Here is a 17,560-nt window from a genome sequence, read left to right on the forward strand (position 1 = left end):
ATTCACTGATCGGCGTCTTCCTTGGCGAGTTCGCGAATCTTCTCCTTCGTTTCCTCCTGGTGCTCGCCGAACGCCACCTCGAAAACACCGCGGTAGAAGTGCTTGTTTTTCTCCAGCGTGATATCCTCGCGTTTGAGCTGCTTTTTCAGGCGAGTGAACGTGATCTCGATGTCCTCGCTTTGCTCCGGTTCAACGTATATCGTGGCTGAATCCCAATCTTCGCGGATGTTCAGCGGTTCGTCATCTGTCTCTCCTGCCTCACTGGTCGACGAATCAGTATCGGTCGTGGATGCGGTTCTCTGCTGATCTGATCGATCCTCGGTTGCTGCCGCAGTTTCACGACCCTGTTCTTCCGACTCCTCTGACGTCTCTGTGGTCTCCTCGTCTGCGACCGCGTCCTCCTCATCCACCTCGTCTGAGGGATCCTCGAACCGCTCGTCCATTCCCCGGGGCATTCTTACGCCTCCACCTGCGTTTTGTCAAACGCTCGTTCCATCGTCTCCGCAACCTCCAGAAAGAGGTCGCGCTCTACTTGCTGGTCGTTCGCGTCTTCCCATCCGAAAATATCTCGTCCGTTGTCCCACGCACGCTGGATTGCTACTCGCATCGGGAGTTTGAAAATCGGTGCCATCGACGCGAAGGACTCGTCGAAGGAGTTGAGGAACTTTTGCGACTGACCGTCGTCCCGGTACATGTTCGCCAGGAGTCCAACGATTGCGATCTCGATCTGCTGGTTGTCCTCGATGGACTCCAGTTGGTCCCACAGATCGTCAAGTGCATCCCGTGATGTTGCTTGGGTCTGTGCAGCCAGGAAGACGTTCTGAGCCGCGATGAAGGCCGCGTCCGTCAGGACTGAGAGGTCGGGAGGGCAATCGACTACGATAAAATCGTAGTTGTATCCGTCGTCAACCATCTCTTCGAGGGCGAGTTTCAGCGAGAGACGAGCATTCGCATCGTCCATCCAATCTCGAGCAAGGCCCATGTCCTTATGACTGGGAATCAAGTCGAAGTTCAGATGGTCGTACTCATCGGCTTCGATCACGATCTCTGAAAGACTAGTATCGTGCGTGCGCGGATTGTCGACGAGTACGTCGAGTAAGTTCTCGTCATCGGTGACTAGTGTGTTGGGGAGTTCGTTCTTCGGGCTTGATGGGTCGTTGTCGTCGCCCGGACCCAGTCCAAGCCCCTTCGTCATGTCGGCTTGTGGGTCCATATCGATTGCAAGAACATCGTGGTCGCGAGTGGCCAGCGCCGCGGCACTGTTGATCGTCGCCGTTGTCTTTCCTGTCCCGCCTTTCTGGTTGCCGAAGGCGATCGTGGGGATTCCAGTCGATGGTGTGACGCCCCATCCACGAGGTGATTCGGTCATAGTTCGATCATTGAATCAATGACTCATAAATCCATGTCAGACACTCAGTTGTATCTCTCTCAATGCGATTCTGTCGGATATCGGCGTTTGAGGGGCTGAGAGTTATGATCACCTCTTCCCCGACCACTGTCTTCGAATCATTGACTCACAGACTCAATGATTCACAACGTCAGGATTTCACTGATTCATCGATTCAATAATTTCGTGATACGGGTCTGCTGTTCCTGAGTCCTCAATTCAATGCTTCAGGCGCTCACTGATTCAGTGACTCAATGAATCTCTGAGTCGGTGAATTGACTCTCTCCATGATGGCAAATGACGCTATGGATCATGGACTCTTTGATTCTTAACTTCCAGAAATCAATACTTCATTGAATCTGTGACTCTGTGACTCATTGATTCAGTCATCAACCGAGGACAGACATTTGGAATGGCTCGACAGATGGGTTGATGTTACGTTCTCTCTCCGAAGGCTGCGTTAAGTTGGTCTCGCATGAACTCTCGTCGGACTCGACGAGCACGCGAATCAGACAGGTAATTTTGCATCACTACCTGAGGATCGCTACTACCTTGCTCTGCAGCGATTTCGTCAACACCTTCGAGAACGCCTTCGAGGACTGCTGTATAGGTGTCGTACCAGAATCGACGACAGAGCTGTGGACTCGGTCGTTCACCCTCGATCCGCTCGGGGAGATCTGCTTCCAATGCAAGATTTTGGAACCAGTTCCGGATTGTATCTCGGGTCACGTACGGCGTTTCTCCCTGAGAGGAGGGGAACAGGTATCCAGTCCACGTATCGTCTTCCGCTAGCTCGTCGATTCGGGAGTCGAGCACGTCCATTCCGTACAGGAGAGACACCTCACCGGGCCCGTTCTTGCGGCTCTCGAACGTGATGAAGGGGATGTCGTCTTCGGGAACGTCACGGTGGAACTGCGATACATGGAGTGCGGCGACCTCACTCGCTCGTAGTCCCCAGCCAGCTAACGCCACCACGAGCAGCTGTTCTCGCGTTGTCTCCGCCGCCTGCATCAGCTCTCGGATATGACTTGCCGAAAGGGACGGTGTCGGGGAATCTTCGACTTCCCACTTGAATTCGTCGTAGAGGCCGCTTGCAGGGTTCATCGAGGCAACCCGCCTACCGACCAGATGCTGATACCACGCGTCGACGACGCGCCGCACACGCTGGAGCGTCTGGGCACTGTACTCTCGCTCAGCTCCCTCGTTCAACCAGTCGAATGCTGCATAGACCGCGTCAACGGCTTCGTAGGCTGGATTCTCTTGGTCTCGTTGAATCGGTGTGAGGAGGTCGTCTGTACCGTTTGCCTCTCGGTAAGCACGGACGTAGAGATTCAGTCGTGTTCGGAGGGCGTCGACGGACGACGTCGCAAGACTGTATCGTGATTTCCGTCGGTTGAGGAACTTTTCGAGGGCGTCGATTGTCGCATCGTCCGTTGTTGCCCATGAGTAGCCTTCTTCACCGTCACCAAGCCCGAGGTCCTCGGCCCAGAACTCACCGAACGAACGGCCGTGATGGCGACGGAGAGCCGCGAGGAATGACCGGGCATCGTGATCTCGAAACCATTGATGGGTGGGTTTCTCGCTCGACGGGTCGATATCCTCTGCTTCGAGGCAGGGGGCGATCTCGTCCCAGTACAGCTCCGTGAAGTCCTCGAGCGAACACGAGGTCCATCGGACACCATCGAATGATGGCACCTGCTCAGCGTCGGTCTCGCCCTCCTGTTCGACATCAGACCGACTCATGATCGTGTTCTCTGCAGGCCTCGACCGGTTGCAACTGGGTTTCTGCAGAAATTGGCTAGAAGCCCAATCGCGCTGCAGTATGGCGATTCTATGAGTGGCATATTCGGGTTACTCCGCGTTTCAGTCGGATTCCTTATCAGTTTGTGGGTTCGGCTGACCGGGAGAGTCTGCGTAACCCACGACTAAACCCACGATAATATGCGCCAAGCGAATAAACTGTATATTGCGATATAGACTTCTCGGGAGGATTGAGTTTCAGAGTTTCGGAGGATGAGATATTTTCGCGTGTTTTCGGGGTATATCGTGGCTAGGACAGGCCACATCGGTGGCGTATCAACTATCTTTCTCGGTGAGGTACCATCGAATGCGCGAAAACAGCCTAAAATTTGACCTCTCGCAGAGTGTCACCACTCACGATGGGCGGCCCGAGTCGGCGTTAAGCCTTAATCCGGTGGGATTAGTGCTGAACAAACTAACTCGACACACTCACCAGCCGTCAGAACCGGCGCGTAGTCCATCTTGCCGCCGACATACGCCTTCAACAGGAAATCGGTGAGTCGCCAGATATTGTGCAGCAGAACCGCGAACACGAAGTAGAACAGCCGGACGCGGTAGTCCTTGGAAGACGTCTTCGCTAAGAAGTCGTTCTTGATGCTCTTATATTCGTTTTCGATCTGCCAGCGACGGCTGTAGCGGCGGCAGAACGTCTCAGCTTCCTCAGGACCCACCGAGAGGTTCGTCGCAAAGACCGCTGTGCCTTCTCCTTTCGTCGAGGGAACGTACAGGAACTGCATCGCGTGCGACCCATGATCGACATGGACGGTCGCCGATTCGACGGCGACCTGTTGTCCATCTTCCTCTATCGCCTCGATGATCTCGCGTTCGGTACTGTGAACCCGCTTCGGAATGAGATAGTTCACGTCAAGGTTTGAGAGCGTCTGGTACACCGCTTTCGAGTCAAACTCTCGGTCGCACAGCACCATCTCAATGGGGACGTGCTCCTGTGCACGTCGAACGAGCCGTCGGACTACACGATGAACTCGATTCGGCGGGTTCTGGTCCCACGAGGAACTCTCGCGGATTGGTTCGACGGCAAGAATCAGCGGGATATTCCATCCGACAACCGAGAGCGTAGCAAATTTGAACGCTCTTCCCTCACCGTCTTTCGTCCCACTGACCATCGGCATTCCCTCTACGTTACCGAAGTAACGAATTGTCGTGATATCAATCGCGACGGTGACTGGACGGCGAAACGAGGATTCCGATTGAATTATCGAGAGGAGTCGGTCTGTCGCCTGTCGAAATCCCTTGAGTAGGCTCTCCGGGTCGAATTGCTTGACGGCTCGGAGGTGGGTGTCTCCGTGGGGACCGTACTCTTTGCCTCGTCGGAACTTGAACCGGGCCGCACCCTGTGGAGTGCCGCACCCGACCATTCCGATGAATGTCTGAAGTTCAAAAAATCGCGTGTCCTCGTACGTCGCGTTCTGAGCTCTCCCGGAGTCGAACGGACCGAAGCCATGCTCACGAGCGAGCCGGGTTGTCCGGAAAATTTCCTCATCGGAGAACTCGGTGGTGGCTTCAGACGCTTCAGAATCACCCTCGGGTGATCTTCTCACTTCCTCCAGCGGTCGTACTTCTGGGACAGCGAGGTCTTCATTGTAAACCTCCCTGACCAGTAAGTGTGCGCTGGCGGTGATATACCCTCGAACATCATCGTCGAAGCGGTTGTGCCACGTCCGAGAGATAACTGATTCGTCTGGGACTCGTTCAAGTCCGAATACGTCTGCAAGTTCCGGGTGACGTGTAAGAGACCGATAGCTGTTTCCGGTAACTTCCAAATAGAAGAAGAGTTTGAGCATACCGCGAAACGAGTACGACGCGGGATGCCACTCGGGATACCCATCATCGAGCGTCTCGATCTGAAATTTGAGATTGGCGAGAGTAGTGTAGAAATCCGTACCCTCTCGGAGGTGTTTGCGGAATTCAAGTGCGGCAACAAACGCATCGGTCAATCGGCGGCCACGCTGTTCCATCGGTTTGTCTTGCAGATTAATCATTAGCAGCCGTGTTGGCTCTTCCTTTGTACTTCCTATGGATTCGACGCCCTCCGAAAAATCGATTTCCGGAAAGACATACCCAAGAGTACCTATGTTTGCCGCTCACCCGGTTATCCGAACGGACAGGGCTGACAGACCTAACTCAAAGTCCTAAGCTACGTCACCATATCGGGGTACTGAGGCTGAAGGTTTTCTTTTTCCGTCGGTTATCGACTTGCTCCGGTGGCAACGAGGACACCCTCGGAATCACTAACTGGTTCCACGTCAACGAGCGTAAAGCCCCCATCGACGAGCAGGTTCGAAACAGTCCTCATTCACGGGAGTCTGTCACAATCATCGCGTGACTCCGGCGGACCAAAGGACATCCTGTCCGCAACGACAGGTCGTTCTCGGCGTACTGTAGTATTATTTTTATATTTTAGATGTGTTTGTTCAGGAAAATTTAGTCGTGAAGAATGTCGTATTCACTAAGCGTGATGCTAAGTCCGAAGGCGGTGTGTCGTGCCTCCTCGGCCGCCGTACCGGCGGTTATTGACGCGGGGTGGTCGTCCCGCGGTTCCAACAGGCGCGGATCGCTTCAAACTCACTCGCTGCGTGCTCAACACGGTAGGTGGTGCGTTTGTTGAGGTAGTACCCCGATCAAGAGTATCGAGTCCGAATACTCTCTTATGAAATTTGATTTACTTATTCTCCGCGGGGTCATACGATGAAAGTTTCAAATATTCTCCATTCTCCTCGGAGTCTAATTCTGCTACAACATTTTCTTTTTCTTCCGCAGACATATCAATATAGTGGTGAGTGTGGTCGTGCCTGGCGAATAGAACACGTCCGTTGTTATCTGTTAGTACCACCTCGATAAGTGCAGGAGTCATCAACTGTAGTGACGCGATAATCGCCGGAGTTGCATCGTTTGTTTCACCTGTAATTACATTATCGACCTCTCGATCAATTTGGATACCTTCGCAGTAGTTCAACAACAGATCAACAGCGACTGGGTTTTGCTCAGAGAGCTGACTGTACATCCCGTTTATTTCAACTTGGCCAAGAGAAGGGTTTGTCCGGAGAACGGCCTGAAGATAGTCGCGTACAATCTCGTTCTGCTTGTTTTTCGAGATGTCTTTGCTGATTTCTATGAAATACCTCTTCATGCTATTTAATAACCCACACACTCATAAAAAAGTTCGCCAACTGCAGGGCTTACCTCACGGCGGCGGCGGGACAATCGGGATCAACCACGCAGCAATGAGGATGTCAATTAGTGTCTTGATTCCGAACGCCAAGATTCCCGCGACCGCCGCAAGGGCAACGGCGTCCCCACTTTCATCCGCGAAGTCTTGAACTTCTTCGTTGAATTCGTGGAGGGCAGTCGATACCCAATCCGATGCTCCGCTCGGATTGTATCTGTCTTGGCAGCTGTTGAGACAGAACTCAAACCCGGGAATTTCACTCTCCCAAGCTATATAACACTTCCCCGAACCACCGTTGTATTCGCCGATGTGTAAATTAAAGATTGAATCCCCATTTTTGTACAGTTCGAGATTCATGTGGGCAACATTTCCGCCATACGGAATACAGGGTGCTCCGGGGAGCGGGTGATTGTCGGCCCTGACCTGGATATTGTAATCCCCGCTAGTCAGCATCTTGATAATGTCACCCATCTACTTTCCTCCACTCTGAGCGTATTTTTTCACGGCCGCCGCCGCGGTTTCACTCAACGCAGGGTGGTTGAGGAGTCGGGTGAGGTCAAACTGGATTTCCTCTGGTTCCGAGGTGCCATCAGAAATCCTTAGTTGCCGATCCTGTCGGTGAAAAATAATTCTCCCATTCTCAAACAGAGGAAATGAGTCCAACCCATAATCGGTTTGCTTCATTAGTTTCCCACCTGGGTTGTATGTGTGGATAGACCCCGACAAAGAAAGAGCAAGGCGGTTCCCTTTATCATTCCATGTCGGATGCATGGGAATTCTGTCGCCTGCATATGCAACATGTTCAGCGTTCCCAGTCTTTATTACCAAGCTGATATCACCGTCTTTATTCCTGATAATCGCTTCTTTGTCACCCTTTGGGGACGACACTCGCTGGATCTCAATCACCCCCTCTGGTGAGGTGGACGCCTCCGCAAATTGGCTGCTCACAAGGACACCAACTGCAGACGTACCGAGCGCATGCAGGGCTGTTCGCCGATTTATCGATGGATTCGTGGTTTCTTTATCCATCCATTTGTCTTTCATATCTCCCTACCATAAATAGATTTTGAATGACTTGCCATCGCAAAATTCGCAGTTGGTTTTCGAATGCTCTTGGACAGTGTCAAGATCAAATACGACGAGTAGGTTGACAACGAAGTTGTCGCCGGATCGATGCAGTCGTAATACTGTCGTTTCAAACGCTAACCGCTGGTGGTATTCAGTACTGCCCGCACAGTTTTATTGAAATCCTGTTCTCGAGACACAGCACAGTATGAAACAGCCAGGCACTGAGCAGCGCTGACTGTTTTCCATTGTTGAGGGTGGTTTCAGTATTCTTGTTAGATTATATCACACTATAGCGACAATTCCTGCCTGACGGTTTCTTGTAGTCCCCATCGGGTGCAAAAAGGACTAAAGGGGAGAAATCAACTGTTGACTCTCTATTCAGAAAGTTTCTTATGAATAGAAGGCACGCATCAAAACCATCCTCCGAGGTTGTGGAGTTTGAGATTACAATATGTCATTCTCTCCGATAGACATTTGACCACGGCTATTATTGGATTACAAAATATGGTGGATGTCGAGTCTGTTGCCGTATTCAGTTGCGAAATGGGTGAGGAAATCGAAAATCCGACCCCAGATCTTGTTGGTACACTTGACGGGGACGATCTAGTCACTGATGCTGGTGCAGAAGCCGAGCGTATTGTCGCAAGTATGCTGCGGGACACGCTAGGACGACGTTACAATAGTGACGACACGAAGAACGCCCGAAATCACATCTTCACCGATGCCGCTCGCAGTGCATCGGTAAATCTTGAGGGGGAGGGACGTACGACTGTGGAATTACTGGAAAAAGTGCGGGACGGGAGTGATATCGAAAGCGCTGGAGAGTCTCTTTCTCAGCTCTATCTTAATGAAGCACGCTCTGTCTCTGACCTTCTCATCTACACTCAATTTAGCGAGTACGACGAAACATTCGCAGCGATTCTGAAAACTCCCTATCTGGAAGGCGCTCACGAAATCGACCTCGACCACGAAGATACAGAAGCAGTCTTCACCGAGAACGAGCGCGTTATTCAAGAAGAGACCGACAAGAGCGTCGTCTATCCCAAGTACGACAAATTTGAGGAGGTAATCGACGAAGATAGTGCACAGCTGTATCAGGAAGGAGGAGCACAACACTACGCCAAGTATTGGTACGGCTTCCTGAATCTCAAAGCAGCGCCGCACCCGGACGAACTAGTTGAATCCGCAATCAAGCAACGTGCCAGCGAAAGTGAAACCTCGGCAGCTTTCTCAACGTATCAGGACTTCACTGATGGGGGTCCAATCACGCTGGATGATGAGGACGGAACAGAGGTAAACGTCGATCAGGGGGACGTTAGTGTTCGAATTGCAGGGAAATCGATTCGTGTGTCAATAAGCGAATTGCGTGACAGTGATAACGTCCAACTCGCACGAGACGGTGATCAGTTTTATCTGCTACTTTCTGACCTACAGCCGGAACTCACAGTCGGAAGTGGGAATGGAAAGCGCTCGTTGGTCGACGACCTGTCTAATGTTCCTGACATCCGAGACCTGTTCTAGCCTATTCAAATGACGCCTCGTGAGTTCATTCAAAGGATAGTCGCAGTTTCGAGTACCGGATCAGTCAATGATGAAGCCCTCTCTAATCTCTCGATCAATACTGAGGCCAGCTCTCTGCCCGAGGACACATTCAAAAATCTATTCGAGGCTTGGGATTCGTTTCCTGCGTATTTTAGCGGCTTTCGCTTGATAGCTGATGATCAGCGATTGTTCGAATTGTCTGGGAGAGAACTCAGCGTAAACGACGAAGGGATAGAGGCGCTCGCTGACCGCGATCTGGACCCTGCCGTCGATGTCGATTATTATCGTGATGGGTTCGACCGGTACTATCCAGACGAGATTCGGAACGCTGCTGGCTTGATTTATGAATTTGCATCAAAACTCAACGATGCGAGTACCCGCGTCACTATCGAGATAGGCCTTCAAAAGGGGACGATTGCTTCCGACCTTCTCGGCGATGAGTTAACTTTTGATTTTGATTTGAACCCTCTCCTCTGGTGGACGCCATCGGATTTCTTCGAATGGATCGGAAGTCACAGCCCACATGAGGTTGCAGCTGAGCTCTTCGAATACGAATCCTTCCCTGTGTTTCTCTTTCTTCAGAATGCTCCAGATGAGATCTTCCCCGTTCCAATGTGGACTGCGAGTAGCGTTGAAACACTCCCAAAGGAGGAAGTCGAGGAGGCTGCCGACCAATACTTTGACTCGATGTCTGCTTCCCGAAAATTCACTCACTGGCGTGGAGATCTTTCACCAATCCACCCTTCGGTAGTTGAGGGCCTCTGGGAAACCTGCGACAGTGAACAAGTCTCACCTCTCTATGCATATTCTCTCTTAGGAGTTCTCTCCGCAGCTGTTGACCGCGACGGTCAGACGATGCAGTTCCAATTCTCTAGTGAACCTGAATTCAACCCCCGGATTGACTTGTCCGAGCAATGTGCAGAGTGGGGCAGGAATGGAATCTGTGCGATTAGTGACCTTCATCAATCGTTTGAAGCTGAAGAGAAAAAAGACGCATTTCGAGATCTCTGGCAGTTGGCGATAACCGAACACTGTCGAGGTACGGAGCGTGGCATCGAGATGCTCCCAGAGGTCATTGAGGACGTTAAATCGAGTTACCAGGATCTCCAGGTATCTGCTGTCGAAGAAAATTTCGAAGCTCTAAGTGATGTACTTGAAGACACGCAGACTTTGATGGCAGGATTGACTGAGAGGCTTTCGTCGGCAGCCAATGAAACTTCTCAAGATATCCAACGATTGACGTTCACACTCCTTGGTGCAATCGTCGCGAACATCTTCTTGGTACTCCGATGGAGCGACCGAGATCTGGTGCCCCCGTTTTCGATTTTTGTTCTTATTGTGATTGTTGGGTTCTACCTCCCTCTCATTCAGGGGAGAATTGAGGACCTGAACGACACAATCACAGAGGTGAAGAACGACTACGAATTCTACGAGAAGCACATCCGCCGGTTCAACAAGGATCTATTCCGGTTTGGTGATCTGGAAGAGCGGAAATCAGCATACGTGGGGTTAGCTGAAACGCAGCGTCAGCGGGCACAAACCCAGCTTCGAAGAGTCTTCTACGCTCTACTCACCGTCTGGTGTGGATTGGCAATCTGGTCTGGGTTCGCATTTTCGTTCGGACAACCGCAGTCACTTGCGTTAGCGGTCTCTGGTGTCGTGCTTGCAATTCTTTCTTTCGCTCCCACTAATGGACCGTTCGGGCACAGCGGCTACGAGTATTTTAGCAGAGCAGCGGCGATAGTCACTCTCGTCATCATCGGCCTTTCATTCGTTTATCCTCTCCTTCCGCTGTTTATCGGAATGATCCTGAATTTCTGATTAGGCTGCACCGACGACACATTTTTGAAACTCACCTGAGTCCGATAGTCCGTGTCAATTACACGAGCGAAGTCTATCGATTCTCTCTACGAGGAATGCAAGGATTTCGACCTTGTGCTCGTGCCGGACGCGCCGATGGCGAGTGCCCTGAACAGGCGTCTTGACCAACCACACTTCGGGCCGTTCGCGATTACACCACGGCGCCTGGCTGCTCGCCGCCGAGAACAAGCCGAGGATCGACTAGCGTTCCTCGAAATCATTCAGACGACTGATCTCAACTGGAAGGAGACGTCCTATGCGGTCGGGAACATCCTCCAGTGCTGGGAGTACCAGGGGACGGCTGAGGCTGTTCTCGATTACGAGCAGTTCGCGACGACGGCAACGCACACCGCTGTCGACTGCATCGCCGATATGGACACGACGTCCAAGCGCCTCACCGAGTACAGCATCGACGCCGACACGTCGGTCGCCGTCGTCGGGTTCAAACAGCTCACTGAACTCGAACGCTCGATCCTTCCTCCAGGCTACGAGACGATCGACCCGTTCACCGAAGAGTCGTTCGATCATCCACCGTTTCGAATTCTCGATTCACCGGCCGCAATCGTCGACGTTGTCCTCGACACGGTCACCCCCGAAAACGCCGGAGACGTGGCTGTCGTCCTCGATGCAGCTAGTCAGTATTCCTCGCTCGTTGAGTCGGCGCTGGAAGCTGCAGAGATTCCATATTACGGTGGTCCAGGATTCAATGACGATGCCCGTCACCGCGCATTCCTACAGCTCCTTCGAAGTGCCCACGCTGGCCGGGATACGCGAGTAGGCGACGTTCGACCACTCCTCACCCAACTCGGGATGCCTGTCGACATCGAGCACGACGAGAAGCGTCTCTACGACCTCGACCACCCGGAAGTAGACTGGCTCCTTGAGTTCCGCAATGAGATTCCTTCCCGCACATTCGAGGAGGCCATCAACGAATACGAAGCAGTCACGGACGCCTCTATCGACGCCTTCAGAGAGGAACTCGCGACGATCGGTCTCCTTGACGACGTCGTCACCGAACCGGCAGTTGACCGTCTTGAGTTCTACTTGCAGTCGTACGAAGTGCCTGTGGATCGGGAGAACGAAGGTGTCCTATTGGCAGATGCAAAATCGGCTGCTCACGTCGACCGCGCCGTCGTCTTCTATCTCGCCCTTGACGAAGGTTGGACACATTCGTCGCCTCGTCGCCCGTGGGTCGACCGAGATCAGGAGTTCGAGCGGAACATCCGGCAGTTCCAACTCCTCCTGCAGAACGGCGTCGACCAGTACTACCTCGTGCAGGACACCGCCGGTGGAACGCCCGTCACCCCGTGTCTATACTTCGAGGAACTGTTCGATGAGGAGTTCGACCGATTCAGTGATTTGGACTCACTGCAGCATTCACGGGCGTCTCGAACGACACAGGACGGATTCGAAAAAGAACCACTCGATGTCTCCCACGAGGACGTCACCGCACTCAGCCAGTCAAGCCTGAACTCCTACGTCAACTCACCCCGCGATTACTTCTTCAGCCGACTCGTCGACAACCCGGACAAGGACCACTTTAGGGAAGGGAACCTGTTCCACGACTTCGCGGAGTTCTATGTCTCGCATCCGGACGCCATCACGTCTGATACACTCGACGATGTAGCCGCAGCCATTCTCGACGAAGTCGACCCGTTCCTCCGGGGCGTCGACCGGGAAGTCCGACTCACCAAGTACCGTGTCGGCCTCCAGACCATCGTTGAATTCCTGAATGCAGACTCGCCTCACGGTGACGGCCTGGTGACGCCTGACGGTGGTCGGGGAGAGAACTTCTTCGCCGAGTATTACGACCGCCCCATCGATGCATCGCACACCGAACGCTGGTTCGAGAACATTGATCTCGGGTTGAAGGGCAAGATCGACCTTGTTCACAGCCCGACCCGACTCCTCGACTACAAGAGTGGCACAAAGAAGTCAGCATACTCAATTGTAAAGCATTCGGCGCTTGATCCACCGAGCGACAAACCAAACTTCCAGGCGTTGCTGTATCTCGCTCACCAGCGGACTGAGCACCCGGATGAGGAACTGCGATTCACGTTCTTCCACTTCCTCGAAACGCTTGACGATGTGGTGACTGGGGATGGTTCTCTCGAAGACTGCCTCACTACGGTGACCTACTATCCAGTCACCTTCGAGGAATACATCGCGAGCCAAGCTGTCTTCACCGAACTGCAGGAAGACGCCGCGAACGACTGTAACAAGACCTTCTCGAAGTCGACGTACGAAATCTATCGGGCCGTGTTGGATGCGTACGAGTTCCCGGACACCAGCGACAGCGACGAACTCATCGACTCGGAATTCGGCGACGCACTCACCGAGCGACTGATCGCTGATGTCGGGAACTACAAGTATGTGAAAAAGGGCTGTAAGCAGGCACTGCGACACTTGCTACGGATCCGCAACCAGAACTACTTCACCGGCGACGTGGACGCATTCGAGCAGTTCGTTCGAGAGCGCCTTTCGGAACTGAACACTCGCCGTGCGGGTGACGAGCGCTTCCCAGTTCAGGGACTCGGTGGCGATCCAAACTATCGGTACGTGGACAACCGCGATTGCATCCTGGAGGGTGAGTCGCGATGACTGCACCAAACGACCAACAGCAAGACCTGATCGACAGCAAACGGGGCATCCACGTCGTCGACGCCGGCGCAGGGACTGGAAAGACGTTCACCGTCACCCGACGCTACGCCGAAATCGTCGACCAAGACGACGTGGTGCCTGAGGACGTCCTCCTCGTGACGTTCACCAATAACGCGGCGACGGAGATGAAGGACCGAATCGTCGCCCACTGTGACTACGGGATGCGTGAACTCTCGGACGCACCGATCCAGACGTTCCACAGCCTCTGTCACGACATCCTCATGGAGCACGGCTTCGAGGCACCGACGCTCCTCGGCATCGACGACCGCATCACTGGGTCCACACGTGTCCTCGAAGACGAAAACGTCGAGAAGGCGCAGTTCCGCGAGTTCATCCGTCGGTTCAGCGACGACCACTCCGAGTACGACGACTTCTTCCGCGCTATCGAGGAACCAGTCGAACTCCTCGGTTTGATAAATCAGCTCGCGGCGAAAGGTGTCTTCCCGACGGCCGATGGCTGGTACCGGAACGGCGAGCGGCATCTGGACGGTGATTTCGATGCGTTCCGCGAGATCTTCGACGAGTTGAACCTGCCCCGAAACGACGGGAACAAGCAGTCGAAGCTTCGCTCGAAACTCGGAGGCTACGGGGACGACAAGTGCTATCTCCCAGACGCGCCCGAGGAGGACGAGATCCGTGGCGGGTGGGGTGAGAAGCAGGTTCCTGCGGCAGTCGCACGACTAGTGTTTGACGAACAGCGAGAGGAACTCAAGAACTTCGTTCACGACGTCTACCACGAGTACCTTGAGTTCGCACTCAGTCGGAACTACCTCAACTTCAGCTTCCTGCAGCTGTTCGCGTTCGTCCTGCTCTGTGACGACCATCGACTCCGCGACGATGTCGCGTTCGAGTACGTGATGATCGACGAGTTCCAGGACTCTAGTGAGATCCAGTTCAAACTCGCTCTCCTGCTCGCGAACACGAACAACGTCTGTGTCGTTGGCGACTGGAAACAGAGCATCTACTCGTTCCAGTATGCTGCCGTCGAGAACATCACTGAGTTCGAATCCCGGCTGGATCGGTTCGTCGACGAACTCAATGAGGACCACGAGCGAGTGTCGTGGGCGACCCGCCCGATCATCGATATCGAACTCGTCGAGAACTACCGGTCGACGCAGGACATTCTTGACTTCTCCGAGCACAGCCTAGTGACGCCCGCGGCGAGCACAGACGACGTCGACGAGACGGCCGTGCGAGATAGAATTGTGTCACTCTCATCGAACGCATCGCACGAGAACTCACAGATAGAGGCGATTCAACACGAAGACGAACACGAAGCCGTTCTGACCAAGATTCAGGAGATCGTCGGGAACGATGCGTATCAGGTCGAGGAGGATGGGGAACTTCGTCTGCCAAAGTACGGTGACATCGCCGTTCTCACCCGGACTCGTGACTTCGGCCGAGAACTCCTCTCTGTCGCCGAGGCGTATGGGTTGCCGATGGCATATGAAGGAGGCATCGAGTTGTTCCGGTCTGACCCGGCGAAGCTTCTCGTGGCGTGGCTGCGAATCCTCGAATCCGACGCGGAGCGGGGATGGGCAGTCGTGCTTGAAGAAGCTGGCTACACGCTCGACGAAGTCAAACACGTCCTCGATAGCGAGGAGTACCCCACCAACATGCAGGCGTTCAAGTCGGAGCTTGCGGCCCTGGAGACGGTCGGTGGGGTTGCCCAGCGTGTATTCTCCCAGTACGACTACGACGGGGCCTACGCCGACGTGCTGCTGACGACGATTCAGTCCGTCCACAGCGCGACGACATTGACACGAGGTGACCTCATCCGATTCATCGAACGCGGCATCGAGGACGGAAGCACCCACGAGGTCCACGCGAGCGCCGGTATGAATTCGGTGACGGTTCAGACCATCCACGCGGCCAAGGGACTCGAGCACCCCATTGTCGTGCTCGCGAACATGAACTCCCATTGCTTCCCACCGTCAGGCGGGAACAGTAACGCGATCACGTTCGACGATCCGATTGGACTACGCCAGCGAAAGCTCTACGCCGATGATCACGGGTATCCACATATTCACGACAACTGGCGGACTGACGTCCTCCGGAAGTGTCTGCCGCGTGGATACGACGAAGAGCGACGCTTGCTCTACGTCGCGATGACGCGGGCTGAGAGCCATCTCGTGTTCGCTGCAGGCGAGAGCCCGAACACGTTTATTGAAGAGCTCCCGGTCGACCTCGAGGAGCTGGAACCCAACGTTCAGGAAGACGATATCGACGAGACGACGCAGGCACACTTGCAGATTTCCGTGCCGACGCCGGACGGCCCGGTCGGACACTCGCCGCACACGCTCATGCGCGACGATGTGTTCGAGGATGTCGACGACGGAAGAGGGACCGCGTTCGGAACGCAGACCCACGAATTCGCTGAGCGGTACGTACTTGAGGGGGACGTCGAATCCTCGAACGACGACGAGCGTCACATCAAGTCGTTCCTGGACTCCCTCGATGGAGAACTCCGAGTCGAGGAGGACGCCTATCTCCCGCTCACTGTCGATGGCGAACAGGTCACCATCTCAGGAATCGTCGACCTCGTTCACATTCGTCCCGATACCGTCGAGATCATCGACTTCAAGACTGACCTCGGACGGCACGCTGAGGATGAGTATCGGAAGCAACTCAGCGTGTACTATCATGTGTTGTCTGAATGGTTCCCTGGCCGAGACGTGACTGCAGGTATCTTCTATACCGCCGAAGGGGATCGCGTTAACATCGATCCACTCACGAAAGCGGACCTAGCCGCACTGATTGGACAAGAACAGCGTTCGGAAGCCAGCGTTGTCGAGTAGTCTTACCGCAAATTCAGATATCCTCTACACAACGTCTTCGAACATGGTTGGACTTTGTTCGGGGACAAATTGTTTGACAAAAACGGATTCTTCAGAGTAGAGAAGAACATCTGCGCACTCAGCACTGATCGAGGTGAACTAAGGCTGTTTGATACTTGTCTGGAGCCATGCAAGCGTTTATACGGTAGAAGAGCCAAGATTAGGTTGACCAATGAGTCTTGATGAGGCGGTTGACGAAGCGCTCGCGACGTACAATATGTCGCGCAGCGAAGAGGCCGAAGAAACGGGCCGAACAGTCGCCACGCTCCAAGACTAACAGCGGCACTTATTCGAGGTTCCGAATCTTTTCAGCGAACTCTGTCTTCGATAGCCCTGGCGTTTCCTTCAGCTCTGGATATCCTGCCCGTTCGACGGCCTCCTCGACGAACTCAATCCAGAGTTCTTCGTGCTGCTCCGCATAGACGATCTTCGCCTCACTCGGGTACATATCCAGCTCGTATGCGGTCAAGTCGATTTCGACCGCGTGTTTCCGCTCAAGTGTTCTCGCGCCGAAGCGGTACAGGTGCTTGAAGAGGACGTTCTTCCGTCGAACGGTCAACAGCCGCTTCGATTCGTTGATGTACTCATTAACCCACTCCCGCCAGTCGTACGTCTCTGAATCGACTTCTATAGACGTTTCCGGCATGGAGAAGTTCGGATTCAGACGCCGGAGGTAGAACTGAATCAGTGCGACAGCCGTCCGGTGGTTGGCGTTCGGAAGTGCGTGTTTCAGAATCAGGTTCGAGGCGAGTCGGCCTGCAACGGCTGTTGCTGAGCCCTCCCACGACGTCCGATCAAGCACGTCCGGCAGCGCCTCGACGTCGATTTTCTTGTATGCCTCGACAGGAACGCCTTCTTCCTCCTCGTTCTGAGCGATGAGGGCGCGGTAGATCTCGAGCAGACGAACGACGATGGTGCTGTTGTCCTCGCTCATCTTCGCGAGTGACTCATTCAGGTTAAAATCGATCTCACGAACAGGCCCACCGCCGACGCGGGACGTATAGATGACGTAGAATTCTTCGTCGATATCGTATACCTGGACCTTCACTGCGACGTCGTCATCGTAACCGACGATCTGCGAGACGATTTCAACAGGGTCCGGATGTACGAAGTCAAGAGAGAATTGCTTGTCACCGGGATGGTGGTAGTAGACGTGGCCCATCTGCGTACACAGTACTCATCTGCGCTTATTAATCAAGTTCACGAGCGGATTGTCTC

12 protein-coding genes are annotated in these 17,560 nt (G+C 53.8%); 4 read left to right on the top strand and 8 right to left on the bottom strand.

The window, feature by feature from the left end:
* Positions 1-2: 2 nt before the first annotated feature.
* From LI337_RS19730 to LI337_RS19760, 7 genes are all read right to left on the bottom strand, one after another.
* Positions 3-443: a DUF8160 family protein gene (locus LI337_RS19730; RefSeq protein ID WP_193569536.1), complete on the bottom strand. Its 441-nt coding sequence runs from the start codon at positions 441-443 to the stop codon at positions 3-5.
* A 14-nt stretch (positions 444-457) separates the two neighbouring features.
* Positions 458-1,369, bottom strand: a complete 912-nt coding sequence (locus LI337_RS19735; RefSeq protein WP_227231647.1) for a ParA family protein — start codon at positions 1,367-1,369, stop codon at positions 458-460.
* 453 nt (positions 1,370-1,822) lie between these two features.
* Positions 1,823-3,130 carry a tyrosine-type recombinase/integrase gene (locus LI337_RS19740; protein ID WP_227231648.1) on the bottom strand — a complete coding sequence of 436 codons (1,308 nt, stop codon included), beginning with the start codon at positions 3,128-3,130 and terminating at the stop codon, positions 1,823-1,825.
* 443 nt (positions 3,131-3,573) lie between these two features.
* On the bottom strand, positions 3,574-5,163 hold the full coding sequence (locus tag LI337_RS19745) for a transposase (protein ID WP_227231649.1): 1,590 nt from the start codon (positions 5,161-5,163) through the stop codon (positions 3,574-3,576).
* Positions 5,164-5,867: 704 nt separating this feature from the next.
* A complete protein-coding gene (locus LI337_RS19750) occupies positions 5,868-6,335 on the bottom strand; it encodes a hypothetical protein (protein ID WP_227231650.1) in 468 nt (155 codons plus the stop codon).
* Positions 6,336-6,389: 54 nt separating this feature from the next.
* Positions 6,390-6,845: a hypothetical protein gene (locus LI337_RS19755; RefSeq protein WP_227231651.1), complete on the bottom strand. Its 456-nt coding sequence runs from the start codon at positions 6,843-6,845 to the stop codon at positions 6,390-6,392.
* The gene (locus LI337_RS19760; protein WP_227231652.1) at positions 6,846-7,418 is read right to left on the bottom strand and encodes a hypothetical protein; all 573 of its coding nucleotides are present in this window, start codon (positions 7,416-7,418) and stop codon (positions 6,846-6,848) included.
* 528 nt (positions 7,419-7,946) lie between these two features.
* On the opposite strand from LI337_RS19760, the gene LI337_RS19765 reads away from it, so the two are divergent.
* From LI337_RS19765 to LI337_RS19780, 4 genes are read left to right on the top strand one after another with little or no spacing between them, the layout of a single operon-like run.
* A complete protein-coding gene (locus LI337_RS19765; protein ID WP_227231653.1) occupies positions 7,947-8,963 on the top strand; it encodes a hypothetical protein in 1,017 nt (338 codons plus the stop codon).
* 9 nt (positions 8,964-8,972) lie between these two features.
* Entirely contained in the window at positions 8,973-10,805 is a 1,833-nt protein-coding gene (locus LI337_RS19770; protein ID WP_227231654.1) for an AI-2E family transporter, read from the top strand.
* A gap of 51 nt (positions 10,806-10,856) precedes the next feature.
* On the top strand, positions 10,857-13,445 hold the full coding sequence (locus LI337_RS19775; protein ID WP_227231655.1) for a PD-(D/E)XK nuclease family protein: 2,589 nt from the start codon (positions 10,857-10,859) through the stop codon (positions 13,443-13,445).
* On the top strand, positions 13,442-16,303 hold the full coding sequence (locus LI337_RS19780) for a UvrD-helicase domain-containing protein (protein WP_227231656.1): 2,862 nt from the start codon (positions 13,442-13,444) through the stop codon (positions 16,301-16,303). The genes LI337_RS19775 and LI337_RS19780 overlap by 4 nt, the downstream gene beginning before the upstream one ends.
* A 325-nt stretch (positions 16,304-16,628) precedes the next feature.
* Here the strand turns inward: LI337_RS19780 and LI337_RS19785 are convergent, their stop codons facing one another.
* Positions 16,629-17,504: a DUF8172 family protein gene (locus LI337_RS19785; RefSeq protein ID WP_227231657.1), complete on the bottom strand. Its 876-nt coding sequence runs from the start codon at positions 17,502-17,504 to the stop codon at positions 16,629-16,631.
* Positions 17,505-17,560 lie beyond the last annotated feature (56 nt).

The sequence above is a fragment of the Salinirubrum litoreum genome (assembly GCF_020567425.1).
Classification (GTDB): Archaea; Halobacteriota; Halobacteria; order Halobacteriales; family Haloferacaceae; genus Salinirubrum; species Salinirubrum litoreum.

What these genes read in the sequence shown, in the direction of transcription:
- LI337_RS19735 (WP_227231647.1), bottom strand. Translation starts at nt 1,369, where the DNA reads ATGACCGAATCACCTCGTGGATGGGGCGTCACACCATCGACTGGAATC.
- LI337_RS19770 (WP_227231654.1), top strand. Translation starts at nt 8,973, where the DNA reads ATGACGCCTCGTGAGTTCATTCAAAGGATAGTCGCAGTTTCGAGTACC.
- LI337_RS19785 (WP_227231657.1), bottom strand. Translation starts at nt 17,504, where the DNA reads ATGGGCCACGTCTACTACCACCATCCCGGTGACAAGCAATTCTCTCTT.
- LI337_RS19745 (WP_227231649.1), bottom strand. Translation starts at nt 5,163, where the DNA reads ATGGAACAGCGTGGCCGCCGATTGACCGATGCGTTTGTTGCCGCACTT.
- LI337_RS19765 (WP_227231653.1), top strand. Translation starts at nt 7,947, where the DNA reads ATGGTGGATGTCGAGTCTGTTGCCGTATTCAGTTGCGAAATGGGTGAG.
- LI337_RS19780 (WP_227231656.1), top strand. Translation starts at nt 13,442, where the DNA reads ATGACTGCACCAAACGACCAACAGCAAGACCTGATCGACAGCAAACGG.
- LI337_RS19730 (WP_193569536.1), bottom strand. Translation starts at nt 443, where the DNA reads ATGGACGAGCGGTTCGAGGATCCCTCAGACGAGGTGGATGAGGAGGAC.
- LI337_RS19760 (WP_227231652.1), bottom strand. Translation starts at nt 7,418, where the DNA reads ATGAAAGACAAATGGATGGATAAAGAAACCACGAATCCATCGATAAAT.
- LI337_RS19750 (WP_227231650.1), bottom strand. Translation starts at nt 6,335, where the DNA reads ATGAAGAGGTATTTCATAGAAATCAGCAAAGACATCTCGAAAAACAAG.
- LI337_RS19755 (WP_227231651.1), bottom strand. Translation starts at nt 6,845, where the DNA reads ATGGGTGACATTATCAAGATGCTGACTAGCGGGGATTACAATATCCAG.
- LI337_RS19740 (WP_227231648.1), bottom strand. Translation starts at nt 3,130, where the DNA reads ATGAGTCGGTCTGATGTCGAACAGGAGGGCGAGACCGACGCTGAGCAG.